This is a genomic window from Staphylococcus sp. HMSC62B09 (genome assembly GCF_001839115.1).
GTDB classification, from domain to species: Bacteria; Bacillota; Bacilli; order Staphylococcales; family Staphylococcaceae; genus Staphylococcus; species Staphylococcus haemolyticus.
In genome coordinates, this window is sequence record NZ_KV840158.1 from 97,037 (window position 1) to 115,984 (window position 18,948).

At 32.4% G+C, this 18,948-nt stretch carries 14 protein-coding genes, 1 pseudogene, 1 riboswitch and 1 other annotated feature; of the genes and pseudogenes, 11 read left to right on the plus strand and 4 right to left on the minus strand.

Translation table 11 applies throughout. From position 1 onward, the window contains the following. Positions 1-182: 182 nt before the first annotated feature. From HMPREF3265_RS10375 to ribE, 5 genes are all read left to right on the plus strand, one after another. Positions 183-1,673: an FAD/NAD(P)-binding protein gene (locus HMPREF3265_RS10375; RefSeq protein WP_070861635.1), complete on the plus strand. Its 1,491-nt coding sequence runs from the start codon at positions 183-185 to the stop codon at positions 1,671-1,673. 153 nt (positions 1,674-1,826) lie between these two features. Further along, positions 1,827-1,968: riboswitch (FMN riboswitch) on the plus strand. Positions 1,969-2,106: 138 nt separating this feature from the next. Beyond that, the gene (ribD, locus tag HMPREF3265_RS10380) at positions 2,107-3,150 is read left to right on the plus strand and encodes a bifunctional diaminohydroxyphosphoribosylaminopyrimidine deaminase/5-amino-6-(5-phosphoribosylamino)uracil reductase RibD (protein WP_070861636.1); all 1,044 of its coding nucleotides are present in this window, start codon (positions 2,107-2,109) and stop codon (positions 3,148-3,150) included. A gap of 6 nt (positions 3,151-3,156) precedes the next feature. Then, positions 3,157-3,789: a riboflavin synthase gene (locus tag HMPREF3265_RS10385; protein ID WP_070861637.1), complete on the plus strand. Its 633-nt coding sequence runs from the start codon at positions 3,157-3,159 to the stop codon at positions 3,787-3,789. 15 nt (positions 3,790-3,804) lie between these two features. Continuing rightward, positions 3,805-4,986 (plus strand): bifunctional 3,4-dihydroxy-2-butanone-4-phosphate synthase/GTP cyclohydrolase II, encoded by a 1,182-nt coding sequence (locus HMPREF3265_RS10390; RefSeq protein WP_070861638.1) that lies wholly within the window; start codon positions 3,805-3,807, stop codon positions 4,984-4,986. An 11-nt stretch (positions 4,987-4,997) separates the two neighbouring features. Beyond that, on the plus strand, positions 4,998-5,456 hold the full coding sequence (gene ribE, locus HMPREF3265_RS10395) for a 6,7-dimethyl-8-ribityllumazine synthase (RefSeq protein WP_070861639.1): 459 nt from the start codon (positions 4,998-5,000) through the stop codon (positions 5,454-5,456). Between the two features lie 52 nt (positions 5,457-5,508). Here ribE and HMPREF3265_RS10400 read toward each other — a convergent pair whose 3' ends face one another. Next, a complete protein-coding gene (locus tag HMPREF3265_RS10400) occupies positions 5,509-6,510 on the minus strand; it encodes a proline dehydrogenase family protein (protein ID WP_070861640.1) in 1,002 nt (333 codons plus the stop codon). A 225-nt stretch (positions 6,511-6,735) separates the two neighbouring features. On the opposite strand from HMPREF3265_RS10400, the gene HMPREF3265_RS10405 reads away from it, so the two are divergent. Together HMPREF3265_RS10405 and HMPREF3265_RS10410 are read left to right on the plus strand one after the other, a co-directional pair. Beyond that, positions 6,736-7,563 carry an alpha/beta fold hydrolase gene (locus tag HMPREF3265_RS10405; protein WP_070861641.1) on the plus strand — a complete coding sequence of 276 codons (828 nt, stop codon included), beginning with the start codon at positions 6,736-6,738 and terminating at the stop codon, positions 7,561-7,563. A 468-nt stretch (positions 7,564-8,031) separates the two neighbouring features. Further along, positions 8,032-8,433 carry a transcriptional regulator, SarA/Rot family gene (locus HMPREF3265_RS10410; protein ID WP_070861642.1) on the plus strand — a complete coding sequence of 134 codons (402 nt, stop codon included), beginning with the start codon at positions 8,032-8,034 and terminating at the stop codon, positions 8,431-8,433. 142 nt (positions 8,434-8,575) lie between these two features. Here HMPREF3265_RS10410 and HMPREF3265_RS10415 read toward each other — a convergent pair whose 3' ends face one another. Then, the gene (locus tag HMPREF3265_RS10415; protein ID WP_070861643.1) at positions 8,576-9,136 is read right to left on the minus strand and encodes a tRNA 5-(aminomethyl)-2-thiouridylate-methyltransferase MnmM; all 561 of its coding nucleotides are present in this window, start codon (positions 9,134-9,136) and stop codon (positions 8,576-8,578) included. Beyond that, entirely contained in the window at positions 9,133-10,092 is a 960-nt protein-coding gene (locus HMPREF3265_RS10420; RefSeq protein ID WP_037552288.1) for a tRNA modification radical SAM protein MnmL/YtqA, read from the minus strand. Before HMPREF3265_RS10420 ends, HMPREF3265_RS10415 begins: the two co-directional genes overlap by 4 nt. A 109-nt stretch (positions 10,093-10,201) precedes the next feature. Between HMPREF3265_RS10420 and HMPREF3265_RS10425 the strand changes: the two genes are divergently transcribed. From HMPREF3265_RS10425 to HMPREF3265_RS10435, 3 genes are all read left to right on the plus strand, one after another. Next, positions 10,202-11,389: an MDR family MFS transporter gene (locus tag HMPREF3265_RS10425; protein ID WP_053025165.1), complete on the plus strand. Its 1,188-nt coding sequence runs from the start codon at positions 10,202-10,204 to the stop codon at positions 11,387-11,389. A gap of 68 nt (positions 11,390-11,457) precedes the next feature. Beyond that, positions 11,458-11,643: a binding site (T-box leader), on the plus strand. 47 nt (positions 11,644-11,690) lie between these two features. Continuing rightward, positions 11,691-14,105: a leucine--tRNA ligase gene (gene leuS, locus HMPREF3265_RS10430; protein ID WP_070861644.1), complete on the plus strand. Its 2,415-nt coding sequence runs from the start codon at positions 11,691-11,693 to the stop codon at positions 14,103-14,105. A 20-nt stretch (positions 14,106-14,125) separates the two neighbouring features. Further along, positions 14,126-14,437 (plus strand): rhodanese-like domain-containing protein, encoded by a 312-nt coding sequence (locus tag HMPREF3265_RS10435; protein WP_070861645.1) that lies wholly within the window; start codon positions 14,126-14,128, stop codon positions 14,435-14,437. A 76-nt stretch (positions 14,438-14,513) separates the two neighbouring features. Here the strand turns inward: HMPREF3265_RS10435 and HMPREF3265_RS12290 are convergent. Further along, a pseudogene (locus tag HMPREF3265_RS12290) lies at positions 14,514-15,867 on the minus strand (IS3 family transposase). Positions 15,868-16,094: 227 nt separating this feature from the next. On the opposite strand from HMPREF3265_RS12290, the gene HMPREF3265_RS10450 reads away from it, so the two are divergent. Then, positions 16,095-18,948: SasC/FmtB family protein (locus HMPREF3265_RS10450; RefSeq protein WP_141764280.1), on the plus strand; the 2,854-nt coding region annotated here is incomplete at its 3' end.

Below are 18,948 nucleotides of genomic sequence, written 5' to 3' on the forward strand. Positions count from 1 at the left end.
TTTAAGAGAAATTTCATTTTAGTTCACCTCATTAACTCAATATTAACATATCAATATAGGATAAAGAAAAATGGAGAATGTTAAGTGCATATAAGTATAAATTATTTTAAGCAATTTATGATATTGATATAATTAAATTATTAAAAATTCTTGTTAGAGAAAATTAAAAGGATGATGAATATATGCGTGTAGCAATTATAGGGATGGGCACAGCTGGTGTTAGTGTACTAAGGCAATTAGTCAAAAATGAAGCGTTTAAAAATCTTGAGGTTGATGTATATGATCATGATAAGAATATGGGGCAGGGTGTACCTTTTCAAAATGACAGCAGCCAATTATTAATTAATTTGCCAACTAAGCAAATGAGTTTGAATTTGGATGATGAAGAAGAGTTCTGGAAATGGTATCAAGAGCAATCAGAATTTAAATTCGATAATCCTAAATATCTTCCGAGGTTTGTATTTGGTCATTATATGAAGTCATACCTATCTAACTACGACTTGTTATTTGATAATTTAACCATTATTAAGCATCCAGTTCGCGAAATTTTTACAAATTCAGAAATTGATGAGACTACATTAACATACTATGTATGTACTTCAGAAGATATGAGTGAATGGAAAGAGTATGATTATATATTCTTAACGACTGGCACATTCGCATATCATGATCCATATAAACTAAAAGGGAATAAAGGTTATATTCAAACACCTTATCCTACATATAATACATTAGATGAAGTGTCTCAATCAGACGATATTGCAATTATAGGCACTGGATTAGCCAGTTTAGATGTAGTTAGATACGTGACTACACATCATCCTAAATTACCAATAACTATGACTAGTCGCTCAGCACATTTACCTAGTGTTAGAGGAAATATGATAGATGTTGAGTTTAAACATTTAACTAAGCAAAAGTTTAATGAATTGAAGTCGCAATATTATGGAAATGTACCTTTAGAATTAGCTTTTGAATTATTCCAATTAGAATGTAAGAATCATAATATTGATTTAGAGAAACTAGTATATCGTCGCACAGGAAATACAATTCAAGATTTACAGTATGATCTTGATAGACCTGATGAAATTGGTGTGTTTCAAAGTTTAATAGAAAATATTAAAGAAAATCTAAACTGGATATGGAATAGCTTTAGTCGAGAAGATCAGCAAGACTTTGATAAACGTTTCTCAAAAATTATTCAATTAAATTCTAACCCTATGCCACCTCGTACTGCAGAGTTAATTATAGACTTAATAAATAATCAATCATTAATTGTTAAAAGCGGATTAGAAGATATTACTTATAAAGACAACCATTATTTATTGGAATTTAACAATGATGATTATTATTATCAATATGATGTCATTATTAATTCGACTGGATCAAAAACACATTTATCAGATTTAGATGAGGAAGATCAGCTTATTCTTAACCTACAAAACAGACAAATTGTTCAACCACATCCAATGGGAGGTATACAAATTATTCCAGAAACCAATCAAGTCATAAGTCCAAGATATGGAACTCTCAACAATATGATAGCTATTGGGCAAGTAACTAATGGCGTTAATAAATTGCGTAATGGAGTGAAGATGATCGTTGATCAAGCGGTCAATTCTGTAAATTATTTATATGAAAACCAAAGTAAATTTGACCATTTTAGTTCATAATGTAGACATTTACACTTAAATAACTAAATTCCATTATTAGTTACTCTGTTAAATAATATGCAGCGTTGACGGTTTGTAATTTTTAAACAATAAGCGTATGATTAATGTTGTAGTTATTAAACTACGTTAACTCAAACAATCACAATTTCATATGAATTCTTTCGGGGCGGGGTGCAATTCCCAACCGGCAGTAATATAAGCCTGCGACCTGTCAAAGTAAAAGGTAATAACTTTGATGGCTGATCTAGTGAGATTCTAGAGCCGACAGTGAAAGTCTGGATGGGAGAAAGAATGAGTCGTCATTATTTGATAATTATGATGGTTATTTAGCATACACATTTACTAATGTTGTAAGCTTATTTGAATATATTTGGTCTCCCTATGCCTTTAAGCACTTTATTGGTATAGGGAGTTTTGATTATGAGGTGATTTATTGAGTAATTTTATGAAATACGTTATACAACTCGCACAAATGGTTAAAGGACAAACGGGTATCAATCCTCCAGTTGGTGCGGTCGTTGTTAATAACGGCCGAATAGTTGGACTCGGTGCTCATCTAAAACAAGGTGAGAAGCACGCGGAAGTACAAGCACTTGATATGGCTGGAAAGGAAGCAAATGGTGGCACAATCTATATTTCGCTAGAACCATGTACCCACTTTGGCTCAACACCACCATGTGTGAACAAGATTATTGAATTTGGACTAAGCAAAGTTATTTACGCTGTTAAAGATACGACATTACCTTCTGAAGGGGACGCTATTTTAGAACAAGCTGGGATTGATGTAGAACATCAATACTCTGAAGAAGCAGCTGCCTTATATAAAGACTTTTTTAAAGCTAAGTCAGAGCAAATCCCTGAAATTACGATGAAAGTGTCTGTATCATTAGACGGTAAACAAGCAACAGATTTAGGTCAGAGTAAATGGATTACTAATTCAGAAGTCAAACAAGATGTCTATCATTTAAGACATACGCATGATGCTGTGTTGACAGGAAATGGCACAATTAATGCTGATAACCCACTTTACACGACTCGTATTCCAAATGGTAAAAATCCAATCCGAATAGTGCTTTCTAAAAGTGGCAATGTTGACTTTACGAAACAACTTTTTCAAGATTCGTCGAGTGAAGTGTGGATTTACACTGAAAATCAAACGCTTGAAAGTCCAAATCGAAACATAAAGGTTGTCTGTATAGATAAATGCGATTTAAAAGATATTCTTACAGATATATATAAGCGAGGTATTGGTTCATTATTAATTGAAGCTGGTCCTCGTATAACTTCCAAATTTCTCCAAACTGATTTTATTAATCAACTTATTATTTATTACGCCCCGAAAATAATAGGTGGTTCTGGAAAAAATCAATTCTTTCAAACTGCGGATACTATTGATTTAAATGAAACCACTCAATTTGAAATTTCTTCTACTGAGTTAATTAATCAAAATTTAAAAATGATTTTGCGAAAGAAGTGACAACTTATGTTTACAGGTATTGTTGAAGAAATAGGTACTGTCAAAAATATTCGTACTCATCAATCGGTTAGAACATTGGATATAGCTTGTCAAACTATCACAGAAGACATGAACATCGGTGACTCTATTAGTGTGAATGGAGCTTGCTTAACAGTGATTGACTTCACAAGGAATTATTTTTCTGTTCAAGTTATAAAAGGTACTGAAGATAAAACATATCTATCTCAAATCAATAAAAATGATGAAGTCAACTTAGAAAGAGCAATGTCAGGAAATGGACGTTTTGGAGGTCATTTTGTTTTAGGTCATGTTGATGACAAAGGTGTTATAACACAAGTTAAGGAAACTCCTAATTCAAGGATAGTTTCGATTAAAGCATCTACAAATATCATTAATCAAATGGTCAAACAGGGTTCAATCACTGTGGATGGTGTGAGTTTAACAATTTTCGATTTACGACATGATAGTTTTGATATTCATTTAATACCTGAAACAAGACGTTCAACGATTTTATCTTCTAAACAAAATGGCGACCAAGTTCATTTAGAAACGGATGTTCTTTTTAAATATGTTGAACGAATGATAAGTAGAAATGAGTCAAAGCTTACATTAGATAAGTTAAGAGAATTTGGCTTTTAGGAGGCGTAATTATAGATGGAATTTGACGATATTATGGATGCATTAAATGCTTTAAAACGTGGTGAAAGTATTATTGTTGTAGATGACGAGGATCGTGAAAATGAAGGAGATCTTGTAGCTATAACACAATGGATGAATGATAATACTATTAATTTTATGGCTAAAGAAGGTAGAGGGCTAATTTGTGCACCAATTAGTAAAGACTTGGCACTCAAACTTAAACTCCTGCCTATGGTAGAACATAATACGGATGGTTTTGGAACTAATTTCACAGTAAGTATCGATCACGTTACAACATCAACCGGTATAAGTGCATTTGATAGAATGGCAACGGCACGTGCTTTAATTAATCCAGAATCTGGGCCTGAAGATTTCCATAAACCTGGACATCTTTTTCCACTAATAGCTAAAGAAAACGGTGTGTTGGAACGTACTGGTCATACAGAAGCAGCTGTAGATTTAGCGAAACTAACGAAAGCAGTTCCAGCAGGTGTTATATGTGAGATCATGAATGAAGATGGGACAATGGCTAAAGGTGAACAACTAGAAGCGTTTAAACATCAACATGGTCTTAAAATGATTACTATTGAAAGTTTAGTTAATTATCAAAAAGACAAAGACACTAGTGTTGAGTTAAAAGCAAAAGTTAATATGCCGACAGATCATGGAACTTTTGAAATGTATGGATTCGAATCACCATTAACTAAAGAAGAAATTGTTGTACTTGCTAAAGGAGAACCACGTACCACAGAAAATGTGCGTATTCATTCTGCATGTTTAACAGGGGATATTTTCCATAGTCAAAGATGTGATTGTGGTGCACAACTAGAATCAGCGATGAAATATATTAATGAGCATGGTGGCATGATTATTTATTTGCCTCAAGAAGGAAGAGGCATAGGGTTAATCAATAAATTAAGAGCATACGAATTAATTGAACGAGGTCATGATACAGTAACTGCCAACCTAGCTTTAGGATTTGACGAAGATTTGAGGGATTATCATATAGCAGCTCAAATTTTAAATTATTTCAATGTACAACAAGTGAATTTGTTAAGTAATAATCCTAAAAAATTTGAGGGATTATCTGAGTATGGTATTAAAGTTGCGGACCGCACACCAATTATTGTAGCTGAAACAGAACATAATCATGATTATATGAATACTAAAAAAATAAAAATGGGACATTTAATTTAGGAGGAATAAAGATGAATTTTGAAGGTAAATTGGTAGGAACAGATCTAAAAGTAGCTATTGTTGTAAGTCGATTTAATGATTTTATAACGAACCGTTTATTAGATGGTGCAAAAGATACACTTGTTCGTCACGGTGTGGAAGATAGTAATATAGATGTTGCTTATGTACCTGGTGCATTTGAAATTCCTTTAGTTTCTAAAAAACTAGCTCAGAAGGGTGAATATGACGCAGTCATCACTATAGGTTGTGTAATTAGAGGTGCAACATCTCATTATGATTATGTATGTAATGAAGTTGCTAAAGGAGTATCAAAGGCGAATGATGTAAGCGATATTCCAGTTATATTTGGCGTATTAACCACTGAAAGTATTGAACAAGCGGTTGAAAGAGCTGGAACTAAAGCGGGTAATAAAGGTGCTGAAGCATCAGTAAGTGCTATTGAAATGGCAAATTTATTAAAACAATTTTAATTAAAAAAATAAATCCTCGACAAAGCACTAGCAGTGTCGAGGATTTATTTTTTTATCTTTTTAATAATCTTGTAAAACCAGAAATAATAAATGCAACTCCAATGCCTAGGCTAGTGAAAAGACCAATTTTCTTCAATGTTTTAGTTGATACAAATTCTTGATATGCAAGAGCAAGGTTTTGAGGGCGTTCAGCTAATCTACGCATGAAGTAACCGAACCAATCATTGCCATAAGGAACATAAATTGTGAAATGGTATCCTTGACGAGAAATATCCTCAGCTAATTCACTACGGAATCCGTATAACATTTGGAATTCAAATTGATCTCTATCAATATTATGTGATTTAATAAATTGTTTAACGTGGTTAATTATTTGATCGTCGTGTGTAGCGATTGATGTATAGTTTTTCGCATTTAAAAGACGTTTCTCAATGATTTTTATATAATTTGCATCAATCTCTTCTTTAGTTTGATATGCAATTTGTTCATCTTCTTTATATGCACCTTTAACTAATCTTAAGCGCAAATTAGGATATTTTTCAATTAAGTCAATTGCATCATAAAGGTAAGCTTGTATTACTGTTCCAACGTTTCTGAATTCCCCTTTAAGTCTATCTAACACTTCAACAATTTGCTGTAAACTGTCATATTTTTCAGTGTCGATATTAATATGCATATTATCAAATTCGTTGGCTTTAAGTAGAATCTCTCTTAAATTATTATAAGCTAGCTCAGTATCAAATTCACCACCAAGAGAACTTAATTTTACAGACATATGAGCATCGACATTATAATCTTTAATAGCTTGCATAACTTCTAAAATTTCATTCTTAGCTTGAGTAGCCTCTTCAACCGTTCCTACAAACTCGCCAAGATTATCAACTGTAACTGCTATATTTTTATCGTTGAGTCTCTCAATTGTGTCAATTAATTGCTCGATAGTATTACCAGCCACAACTTTATTTGCACCCATTTTAGGACCTACTTTTTTTGCTGTTTCATTTAAATAAGTGCTATTTGATAATGCAATAAAAAAATTCTTAAAAAGTGACATATCCCATTCCTCCATATTACATAAAACTTATAATTTAATAATAGTTTAGCATGAATAGGTGATTGTAGAAAGCGTTTTCAATTATCTGAATACTATAAAAAAAGGTATAATTACAATATCGAACTAAAATTTGTAATCACTTTGTCTTTAAGATTTACACCAGTCCAAACCAATAATCTGATATAATACATTTATTGAAATATAAGTTAGAGAGGAATTATACATATGTGGAAATGGGAAACTGAATACGATGCTAAAGGTGTCGTGGTTATAGTACATAACATTTTAGAACACACTGGCAGATATGCATACGTCATTACAATGTTAAGACGTAATGGCTATCACGTTATAATGGGTGATTTACCTGGTCAAGGTCAAACTTCTAGAGCAAACAAGGGACAAATTGAGCATTTTGATATCTATCATGAAACACTAATAGAATGGGTTAGAATTGCTAATGAATACAAGATTCCTACTTTTGTCATGGGTGTTGGACTAGGTGGATTAATATTATTAAATGTACTTGAAAAAACAGAATTGCCTATCGAGGGTATGTTACTCCTTTCTCCATTGTTAGAATTTAAAAGAAATAATAAGACACGTAAAAATATGTTAATTTCAAATGTAGGTAAAGGTTCTAAGGACGCACGATTCAAATTAGGTATTGAAACTAAAGATTTAACGCGTAATGATGAAGTTATTGAAGAAACAAAACAAGATGGATTAATGTTAAGAAAAGTAACCTACAAGTGGTATAACATTGTGTTGGAAACAATGAAAGATACAATTCAACATTTCAAAGATATACAATCTATGCCAATGTTACTAATGTATGGAACGGAAGATAAATTATTGGAATTACGCTCATTCAATGAACTTAAAAATAATTTAAACACTAATGAATTTTATTTTAAAGTATGGGAAGGCTTCTATCATGAAATTCATAATGAACCTGAACGTGATCAAGTGATGCGTTACGTGTTGACGTTTTTAAATAATAGTGTGAATACAATGGGTTTTATAGTAAATGAAGAAGAAATCGAAGAAGTTTAAAAATCAGAGTGTGTGATGAAGTAATATTTCATGACTACAACGCAAATTCGTCGTAATTGATCAAATTGAGAAACGATTTATAATATTTCTTCATTTCTAGTTATCCTTGAGGAGCTGGGACTAAGAATTCGATGAGAATTCTGTTCTGGCTCCTTTTTGATAAACAATTATATGAAATGCAATTGATTAATGCACAAAGATAATTCAATATTTAGAAGTTAACATCTTTTAAATTAAAGTAAAAATATAATATAATTTAAATATTATATGTTTTTAATTTTAATTATATTTAGTTGAGTTACCAATAAAAATTTAAAGTAATTTAACATATGCTTTAATGTAAGTTAATTTTTTGGAGTTATTATAAATTGTTTAATTACAACGAGAATAATTGGGTAAATATATAATGATAGTTAATTCTATAATTATTTAATCGGGATGTGTACAATTATTTAGGGAGGGAGCAACATGAATAATCAAGCAGACGAGAATGTTTCTATGATTTTGCAGCTTGAAGAAGTGTGTAAAGAAATCAATTCGATTTTTAAAGTAATTTATGAAACTTATGATTTGACCAAAGAAGAGGTTCTCATTTTACTAACTTTATGGGACAAAGGGTCCATGACGTTAAAAGAAATGGATAGTTACGTTAATATTAAATCGTATAAACGTACACGTACATATAACAAACTTGTTCAATCTGAATGGATATTTAAAGAGAGACCATTAGATGATGAACGAACTGTAATTATTCATTTTAATAAAGAAAAGCAAGAACTTAAAGATGAACTACTAAATTTTATTACTTCTACTATTAAGAAACGATATGAAATACTTGAAAATAGTCTAAACTCATTAATGCGTATTTAATCGATTTGATGTTTTAGTTTATATTGTTTTGAATTTAATTTAGAGAGATTTTTCGACAAAACAATCCACTCCATAATTAAACTATGGAGTGGATTTTATATATTATTTAAAATTATGTCAGAGAAGATGTATGATGTTAGGTTTAGCGTTTCTCAATCGCACATATAAATGGCGCGTGATTCACTTGATTTATAAATTGATATTTAAGAATATGAGCTTTCTCTTGATCAAAATGTTCTAAGAAATCTAATAAAGCATCTCGTTCAATTTTTCCTTCAGCATGCCCATGGTATATAACTAACACGATAATACCTTCAACACTTAAATAATCAAAAATGTTATTAATTGCTTTTATTGTAGTTTCAGGTCTCGTAACAATTGATTTATCACCCTTAGGTAAGTAGCCAAGGTTAAATATCGCTGCATCTATTTGACCTTTAAATTTAATGTCAATGTGGTTCTTAATGTTTTCATGACCATCACGAATTAATGTTACATTATGAAATTCTTTTACTTTTTCGAAAGTTAACTGAATTGCTGAGTCTTGTATATCTAAACCAAAAACATGACCATTTGGAACCTGTTGTGCAAGAAACAACGTGTCATTACCATTCCCACAAGTAGCATCAATGACAATACTATCTTGTTTAATATGATCTTTTATTAACGTTTTTGAAAAGGGGAGAATACGTTCTAATTTCATGAGTTAACCTTTACCTCAGATGTATAATGTTTACCCTGATAGGAGTTACGTCGTGCTAATTCATCATCAATTTCATTTAAAACTTCCCATTTATTAACACTCCACATAGGACCAATCATTAAATCAATTGGACCATCTCCAGTAATTCGATGAATAATCATTTCAGGTGGTAAAATTTCTAATTGATCGCATACTAGATTGGTATAGTCTTCTTGAGACATAAACTCAAGCATTCCTTTTTCATATTGTTTAACCATTGGTGTCCCTTTTAATAAATGAAGTAAATGAATTTTAATGCCTTGAACATCCATTTGAGCTACTTCACGTGCAGTTTCCATCATCATTTGATAGTCTTCACCAGGTAAGCCATTAATAATATGAGTACACACATTAATGTTTTGTTTTCTTAATTTAGCAACGCCTTCATAATAAGTTTGCATATCATGAGCACGGTTAATTAAGTCTGAAGTTTCTTGATGTACAGTTTGTAAACCTAATTCTACCCATAAATAAGTACGTTCATTTAACTCGGCTAAGTATTCTACTACATCATCAGGTAAACAATCTGGTCTGGTTGCTATAGATAAACCTACAACACCTTCTTCTTTTAAGACAGGCTCATACTTTTCTTTTAATACTTCTACTGGTGCATGCGTATTCGTGAAAGCTTGGAAGTAGGCAATATATTTACCCTCACTCCATTTTTCATGCATCCTATCTTTAATTTGTTGAAATTGAACTTCAATTGGATCAGCTCTGTTACCAGCAAAGTCACCGCTACCTGCGGCTGAACAGAACGTGCATCCACCATGTGCAACTGTGCCATCTCGGTTAGGACAGTCAAATCCACCATCAAGTGCTACTTTGAAAATCTTTTGACCAAATTTATTTTTTAAATGGTAATTCCATGTATGATATCGTTTATTTTCAAAGGCATACGGGAAATAGTTACCCATAACACATTTTCCTTTCTATCTAACTTAGTTCTAAGTAAAGATTTTAACATACTTTAATGTTATAGTGTTTAATGTAGTTCAACAAAAATATAAAGAGGGGACTAAAAATATGAATATACCTAGATCAGTATGGTGGCTAGTTATAGGCATGGCGCTAAATATAACTGGCTCTAGCTTTTTATGGCCTTTAAACACAATTTATATGAAAGAAGAGCTTGGTAAGAGCCTGACTATTGCTGCGATTGTTCTAATGGTTAATTCATTCGGAATGGTAGTCGGAAATTTACTAGGAGGTTCATTATTTGATAAATTAGGTGGTTATCGAACAATTATGATCGGTACCGTTACATGTTTAATCAGTACTACGCTTTTAAACTTCTTCCATGGATGGCCATGGTATGCTGTTTGGTTAGTATTGTTAGGTTTTGGTGGCGGAATGATAGTTCCCGCGATATATGCAATGGCTGGTGCAGTTTGGCCTAACGGGGGGAGAACGACTTTCAATGCAATATACTTAGCTCAAAATATTGGTGTAGCAACCGGTGCAGCTATGGGTGGTTTCGTTGCGGAATTAAGCTTTAATTATATTTTCTTAGCAAACTTGATTATGTACGTCTTGTTTGGAATTGTAGCGATAACTCAATTTAATCTTGAATATCATGCTAAAATCAGAACACCTGATAGTCTAGATATCCATAGCAAAGAGAATAAAAAACGTTTCATTGCACTCTTACTACTGTGTGTAATGTTTGCTATTTGTTGGATTGCTTACATTCAATGGGAAACTACAATTGCATCATTCACTCAAGAATTAAATATTTCTATGTCGCAATACAGTATATTATGGACAGTGAATGGTATTATGATTTTAGTTGCTCAACCGTTAATAAGACCAGCAATTATTTTATTAAAAGGTAATTTAAAATATCAAATGTTAGTTGGTATTTTAATTTTTATGCTTTCATTCTTTGTAACTAGTTTTGCCGAACAATTTACTGTATTTTTAATAGGAATGATTATATTAACTTTTGGTGAAATGTTTGTTTGGCCAGCAGTACCAACTATAGCTAATTATTTAGCACCAGAAGGAAAACAAGGTCAATATCAAGGTGTCGTAAATTCAGCTTCAACTGTTGGTAAAGCATTTGGGCCATTAATAGGTGGGGTATTAGTTGATACCTTTAATATGAGTGCGATGTTCATTGGCATCATGTTCTTATTAATTGTAGGGATTATTTTCCTTTCAATCTTTGATAAAGGGCTGCCAAAAGGAAAACAATCGCGACAATCAAGATAGAAGTTTTATTTATACATGAGTTTAAACAAAATAGTAACTACCACTTGCAATTAGTGCTTGAATCTCATAATATTAAAATGTATTGGAGTAGTAACTTAAGTACTTTTCATCAGAGAGCTAGTGGTGGTGAGAACTAGTGTTAAGAATTAAGTGAACTTACCGTTATTCGATTAAATTATAAACATCTCTTACTATTATAAAGTGCACAATTTTTGTGAATTAGGGTGGTACCGCGGCTAAAAGTCGTCCCTTTAATAAATAATAGTTTGAGGTGTTTTTTTATTTATAGGAGGAAAAAGATTTGGGATATAATCACAAGGAAATTGAGAAAAGATGGCAAAATTATTGGGCAGACAACAAAACGTTTAAAACGAGTGATAATCTAGGACAAAAGAAATTTTATGCATTAGATATGTTCCCTTATCCATCTGGAGCAGGTTTACACGTAGGGCATCCAGAAGGTTACACAGCTACTGATATTGTGTCTAGATATAAACGTATGCAAGGTTATAATGTACTTCATCCAATGGGATGGGATGCTTTTGGATTACCTGCCGAACAATATGCATTAGATACTGGTAATGATCCTAGGGGATTTACAAAGCAAAATATTCAAACTTTTAAACGTCAAATACAAGAATTAGGTTTCAGTTATGATTGGGATAGAGAGGTAAATACTACTGACCCTGAATATTACAAATGGACACAATGGATTTTTATCCAACTGTATAATAAAGGTTTAGCCTATGTAGATGAAGTTGCTGTCAACTGGTGTCCAGCGTTAGGAACTGTTCTATCTAATGAAGAAGTTGTTGATGGAGTTTCTGAACGTGGAGGACATCCAGTATATAGACGACCTATGAAGCAATGGGTATTAAAAATTACAGAATATGCTGACCGATTATTAGAAGATTTAGATGAACTTGACTGGCCAGAATCTATTAAAGACATGCAACGTAATTGGATTGGACGTTCAGAAGGTGCGCGTGTTTCTTTTAAAATTGAAAATGAAGATGCTAGTATTGATGTGTTTACAACGAGACCAGATACAATTTACGGTACAACTTTCTTAGTATTAAGTCCGGAACATGATCTCGTAAATGTTATTACTTCTGAAGATAAATTAGAAGAAGTAAAAAAATATCAAGAAGACGCATCTAAAAAATCTGACCTTGAACGAACAGATTTAGCCAAAGATAAATCAGGTGTCTTCACAGGTGCTTATGCTATAAATCCACTATCAGGTGAGCAATTACCAATTTGGATTGCGGATTATGTACTTTCTAGCTATGGTACAGGCGCAGTCATGGCTGTGCCCGCGCATGATGAACGTGATCACGAGTTTGCAACTAAATTTGATTTACCTATTATCGAAGTAATTGAAGGCGGCAATGTGCAAAAAGAGGCATATACTGGTGAAGGTCAACATGTTAACTCAGGAGAACTTAATGGTTTAGATAATGAAGCGGCTATTGCTAAAGCAATTGAATTACTAGAAACGAATGGTGCTGGAGAGAAAAAAGTAAATTATAAATTAAGAGATTGGCTATTCAGCAGACAACGTTATTGGGGTGAACCAATACCAGTTATTCATTGGGAAGATGGTACTATGACTACAGTTCCAGAAGAAGAATTACCACTTTTACTACCAGAAACTGATGAGATTAAACCTTCTGGTACAGGTGAATCTCCATTAGCTAATATCGATGAGTTTGTGAATGTTGTTGATGAAAAGACAGGCATGAAGGGTCGTCGTGAAACTAATACTATGCCACAATGGGCAGGAAGTTGCTGGTATTACTTAAGATATATCGATCCTCATAATAGTAATATGTTAGCTGACCCAGAAAAATTAAAACACTGGTTACCAGTAGATTTATACATTGGTGGGGTAGAACATGCTGTACTTCACTTACTGTATGCTAGATTCTGGCACAAAGTTCTTTACGATTTAGGTGTAGTACCTACTAAAGAGCCGTTCCAAAAATTATTTAATCAAGGTATGATACTTGGTGAAGGTAACGAGAAAATGAGTAAGTCTAAAGGCAACGTAGTTAATCCAGATGATATTGTAGATTCACACGGTGCTGATACATTGCGATTATATGAAATGTTTATGGGACCATTAGATGCAGCTATTGCCTGGAGTGAAAATGGTCTTGATGGTTCAAGACGTTTCTTAGACCGTGTTTGGAGACTATTCATCAATGAAGACGGTTCATTATCAAATAAAATAGTTGAAAATAATGATAATGGATTAGATAAAGTTTATAACCAAACTGTTAAAAAAGTTACAGAAGACTTCAACACATTAAACTTTAATACTGCGATAAGTCAATTAATGGTATTTATTAATGATTGCTATAAAGCAGAAACGATTTATCAACCATATGCTGAAGGCTTTGTAAAAATGCTGGCTCCAATTGCGCCACATATTGGTGAGGAATTATGGAACCGTTTAGGTAATGAAGACACTATTACTTATCAACCATGGCCAACATATGATGAATCATTACTTGTAGATTCAGAGGTTGAAATTGTAGTACAAGTGAACGGCAAAGTAAGAGCAAAATTAAATATTCCTAAAGATACTTCTAAAGATGAAATGGAAACATTAGCATTACAAGATGAAAATGTTAAACTATCGATTGAGGGTAAAGACATTAAAAAAGTAATTGCAGTCCCTCAAAAACTTGTTAACATCGTTGCAAAATAATAATATAAGGAGTTTTAATAATGGAATCTATTACAGTAGATCAATTAAAAGAAAAAGTATTAGAATCTAATCCAGTGAATATTGTGGACGTTCGTACAGATGAAGAAACTACAATGGGAGTCATTCCTGGAGCTAAAACAATTCCTATGGATCAAATTCCTGACAACTTAAATCATTTTAATAAAAGTGAAACATATTATATTATTTGTGCCGCAGGAATGCGTAGTGCAAAAGTTGTAAAATATTTAGAAGATCAAGGTGTACATGCTATTAATGTTGAAGGTGGCATGAATGAGTGGGGTACTGAAGGTACAGTTATTGATAGCATCTAATTAACATTAAGAGGCTGTGAACTGCACCCAGTCAAGTAGACAATTAAATAATTAAAATGAATGGTTGATTTTGTTTTTAGACAAAATCGGCCATTTTTAATGTGATTCTTTCTGTATTAAAGAAATGAATGTATTTTTCTATTTGTTGCTTTGCCTCTTCAACATTATTAAAAATAAATCGTTTGTTGCCTTTGAAAATCTCACTTTTAATCGTCCCCCAAACCCATACCATAGGATCACTATCTATACATCTACTAACACGAGACATACTATGAAACATACCGTTTTGTTCTAACTTATATTTAAATAACTTGGAAGTATACTGAAAACCACAGTCACTTTGAAACAATATACCTTTGGTATTTTGAACTTGTTGGACTGCTTTCTCCAATGTGCTGAAAACTAACATATTATTATTAGATAAGTCTAATTCATAGCTAACAATTCGCTTAGTCCCTAGATCATAAATAGCACTTAGATAAATTTTACGACCATCTTTGATTTTAATTCTGTGACATCTGTTAACCAAGTTGTATTCGGTGATGCAACTTCAAATTGGCGATTGAGTATATTGACTGCTGTAATTTGTGGTGTTGAACGACGGTAAGGTTTGCGCTTAAATCGTATTACTGCAGCTAATTTGAGTGTTTTCATCAAACGGTAAACACGTTTGTAATTTACTTTTTTATTTAAATATTTTCTAATATAGATATAAACACGGCGATATCCATATATGCCCTTATACTTATGATAAATGGTTTCAATGTTTTGTTTAAGTTGTTCATTGTCCATTTCTCGTTTAGTAGGTTTACGATGGCACCACTTATAATAACTTGACCTAGAAATACCTAATACATGACATAATTGTCGAATCGGATATTGATTCTTTAACGTTTCGCTTGTTTTGTACGACGTGATTTGTTGTCTTTACGAATCATCTCCCTTTCTAATTCGTTGTACTTTTTTAAAACATTATTTTCCATTTCTAGTAATCGATTACGTTCTTTTAATACTCTGATTTCTGCTTCTTTTTGCTCTTCTGATGTCAATATAGATTGCGGTTTGCCTTTGCCACGGCCATCTACTAATCCATCACTTCCATTAGCTTGATATTTTTGGACCCACTGATAAATTTGGCCGTATGTGATATTAAAGTGTTCTGCAACTTCTCTATAAGATTGTTTGTGATTTAAGTAATATTCAACAATTGCGACACGTTCTTCGAATGTGGTTTGTCTTGCTTTCATGATATACACCTCAGATTTAGGAGATTGTTTTTTAATCTCTTTTCCTTCAGTATCTATTTTTAATGTATCGATTAAATACTGGAATGAAACACCTTTTTCATATTCTTGAAATATATATAGTAGTAAGTCTACATCTACTTTAGGATGGCTTGTCATAAAAAAGCTCCCTTCAAAGTTTTTCATTTTTTCAATGTCTACTTTGAAGGGAGCATATCACTGACTAATATGTCAGTCTCTTTTTTTGTGATCATATTTTATAATATTTTTAAAAGAATAATTAAATATACACTAGCGTACAATAATCAATAGTGATAGAATAATTTCGTAAGTGGTCAAATAGTGTACAGACTATATTTTGACAAATTCATTAAATCAAAGACATCAAGATCAGACTACAAGGAGGATATTTAATGAATCTATTTAAAAAACAAAAATTCAGTATACGTAAATTTACAGTTGGGACGTTCTCAACAGTGATTGCTACTCTAGCATTTATCACTCACACAGGACATGCAGCTGAATTAGATGAGCATAGTCAATTAGCTCAACCAAAAATTACTGAATCAAAAAATACGGAAAACTTAAATCAACATCAACCAGATGCTATTAAAGATTCATCTAAAAGTGAATCTAAGACAGATGATAATACTACTTTAAATAGAGAGGCTGTTAGTGAGACTACTGAAGTTCCAAATAAAACTCAAACTACAAATAGCTCAGAAAATATAAATAGCACTGAAATATCTGACAAAGATAAAGATAATAATGTTGATACAAATCAACCAATTCTAGAGAATAATAAATCCAATAAGGATAGTAAAGCGACAACAGTTCACAAACGAGCGAAACGTGATGCTAATGATGTAACTTCAAATACTCAAACACAACAAGACCCAATGGCTATTAATGAAACAAACTCAGGTCAAGTCGTTAACGGTAACTTTACTGATACATCTAACGGAGCTGAAATTCCAACAGCAAATACAGAATCTGCAATGGATGAAGCAAGTAAGATTCCTGGATGGAAAGTAGTCAATAGCCAACAAACACAAATACCATTAGTATGGGGACCAAAAGTCTTACCATCATACACTTATATCACATTCGATAAGACCAATAATAAAATTGGTGCTGTATTATCTAAGTATAGCGATAATTTATCTTACGGAAGACCAGATAATAGTGTAGGACCGATATATCAAGATATCGATGTTACACCTGGTTCTGAATTACAATTTCATTACTTAGGTTCCTCAATAGGTAATATTTCTGGGTTTAATAGTGCACGCATGTATATATATGATGCTAATAATCCATCAACATTATTGTATAAAGGTACGCCTAAAACAAGTAACCAAGCTTTCGGTATTTTTAAAGGTGTTTTTAATGTACCTGAAAACATTTCAAGGATCAGATTACAATTTGAGTCTTTAGTGAATGTCAGTCATGACACTTATAATGGACATCGTTTACTTAAAGGTCCTAATAACTTTGGTGGTGGTGTAGTTGCGGATGTTTCTGTTAATACTGGTGCTTATTTAAAAGTGAGTGCAGTTCAAACTGAATACCAAGCTAACTCTACATCTGATAGTTCACCTGTTGTAAATGCTAAATTAAAAGTTTCTATTGAGAACAAAGGTCACTCTAGTTCTAACAAAACACAATATAAAGTTGTATTACCTGAAGGGGTGACTTTTGTCTCAGCTGAGAATGCAACTGGTACATTTAATGAAGGTACTAGAGAACTTACGCTTAATATTAATCCAATAGATACTGATACTACTCGAAATATTTCTTATACTGTATCAATACCTACTACAGTTCCAATTAAAAAGGATTTTAATGCGAATCTAATTTATCAAACTGAAGGTATTAACATGAACCGTAAAAATGGTTCAAGAGACTTTGCTGTGCAAACACCTGGTGACAACAACTACTTAAGATATGGTGGTAATAATGAATTTATTATTACTGAGAGTGATCAAAGACAAGGTAGTACAATAGCTCCAACGCAATCTGTAACTGTCAATATGTATAAAGATGCCATTAATAGTAAAATAAGTGAAATTGAAACTGAACTTGGTCAGGTTAATCAAAGTAATTATTCTACAGAAGCATGGAACAATCTACAATCAGCACTCACAAGTGCAAAGGTTGTAAAAAATGAAACAGATGCTACACCATTAACCGATAGAAAGAACCAAGCAGAAATCAATAACTTATTATTAAACTTAGAGAAAGCAAAAGCTAAATTTGATATAGATAAAGCAGCTAAAGCTAGAGAAAGTGTTATCAATAGTAATACTGAAGCTACAACTGAAGAAAAACAAGTTGCTTTAACCAAATTACAAAATAAATATAACGAGAATAAAGCTGAAATTGATAAATTAACTATTAGTAATGATATCGCTCCACTAAAAGAAAGCAGTATCTCTCAAATCAATTTAATTAATGTAACCGCTACTAAAAAAGATGAAGCTAAACAAGCAATTGAAGCGGCTTTAACCCAACGTAAAGTATACATTGACGGTCATTATGATGCGACACAAGAAGAAAAAGAGGTAGCAATGAATAAAGCTACTGAAGAAGCAAATAAAGCAAAAGCTTTAATTGATCAAGCTACATCAAACAATAATGTAGATCAAGCGCAAACTAATGGTATAGATATTATTAATACTATTGATGCGGTTGTTACAAAAAAAGCAAATGGTAAAAAGGCTATAGAACAAGCAGCTGAAGCGAAAAAAGCTTTAATTAATCAATTGAGTGATGCAACACAAGAAGAAAAAGATGCAGCAATTCAAAGGGTAACAGATGAAGTTAGAAAAGCTGACAGACTCATAGACCAATCTACCACAAATGATGGTGTTGATGAATTTCAAGCGCATGGTATTAGTGCAATTAATAATATTCAACCAGAAATAGTAAAAAAATCAGATGCTAAACAATCGATTGATATAGCGGTCTTAAATCAAAAGGCATTAGTAAATAATAACAATGAGGCTACTCAAGAAGAGAAAGATGTAGCTTTAGTCAAAATTGATGAAGCGGCTAAACAAGCAAAGGCTGCAATTGATGCTGCAACTACAAATAACGCAGTAGATGAAGCAACCACCAACAACACTACAATAATTTCTGGAATTCTTCCTGATACGGTTAAGAAAGCAGCAGCAAGAAAAGCAATTGACGATGCTGTAACTGCAAAAAAAGAAGCTATTAATAATACGCCGAATGCGACAGAAGAAGAAAAAGTAGCGGCAAAAG

Coding starts and splice junctions, on each gene's coding strand:
- HMPREF3265_RS10375 (WP_070861635.1), top strand. CDS start 183: ATGCGTGTAGCAATTATAGGGATGGGCACAGCTGGTGTTAGTGTACTA.
- HMPREF3265_RS10385 (WP_070861637.1), top strand. CDS start 3,157: ATGTTTACAGGTATTGTTGAAGAAATAGGTACTGTCAAAAATATTCGT.
- HMPREF3265_RS10390 (WP_070861638.1), top strand. CDS start 3,805: ATGGAATTTGACGATATTATGGATGCATTAAATGCTTTAAAACGTGGT.
- ribE (WP_070861639.1), top strand. CDS start 4,998: ATGAATTTTGAAGGTAAATTGGTAGGAACAGATCTAAAAGTAGCTATT.
- HMPREF3265_RS10400 (WP_070861640.1), bottom strand. CDS start 6,510: ATGTCACTTTTTAAGAATTTTTTTATTGCATTATCAAATAGCACTTAT.
- HMPREF3265_RS10405 (WP_070861641.1), top strand. CDS start 6,736: ATGTGGAAATGGGAAACTGAATACGATGCTAAAGGTGTCGTGGTTATA.
- HMPREF3265_RS10410 (WP_070861642.1), top strand. CDS start 8,032: ATGAATAATCAAGCAGACGAGAATGTTTCTATGATTTTGCAGCTTGAA.
- HMPREF3265_RS10415 (WP_070861643.1), bottom strand. CDS start 9,136: ATGAAATTAGAACGTATTCTCCCCTTTTCAAAAACGTTAATAAAAGAT.
- HMPREF3265_RS10420 (WP_037552288.1), bottom strand. CDS start 10,092: ATGGGTAACTATTTCCCGTATGCCTTTGAAAATAAACGATATCATACA.
- HMPREF3265_RS10425 (WP_053025165.1), top strand. CDS start 10,202: ATGAATATACCTAGATCAGTATGGTGGCTAGTTATAGGCATGGCGCTA.
- HMPREF3265_RS10435 (WP_070861645.1), top strand. CDS start 14,126: ATGGAATCTATTACAGTAGATCAATTAAAAGAAAAAGTATTAGAATCT.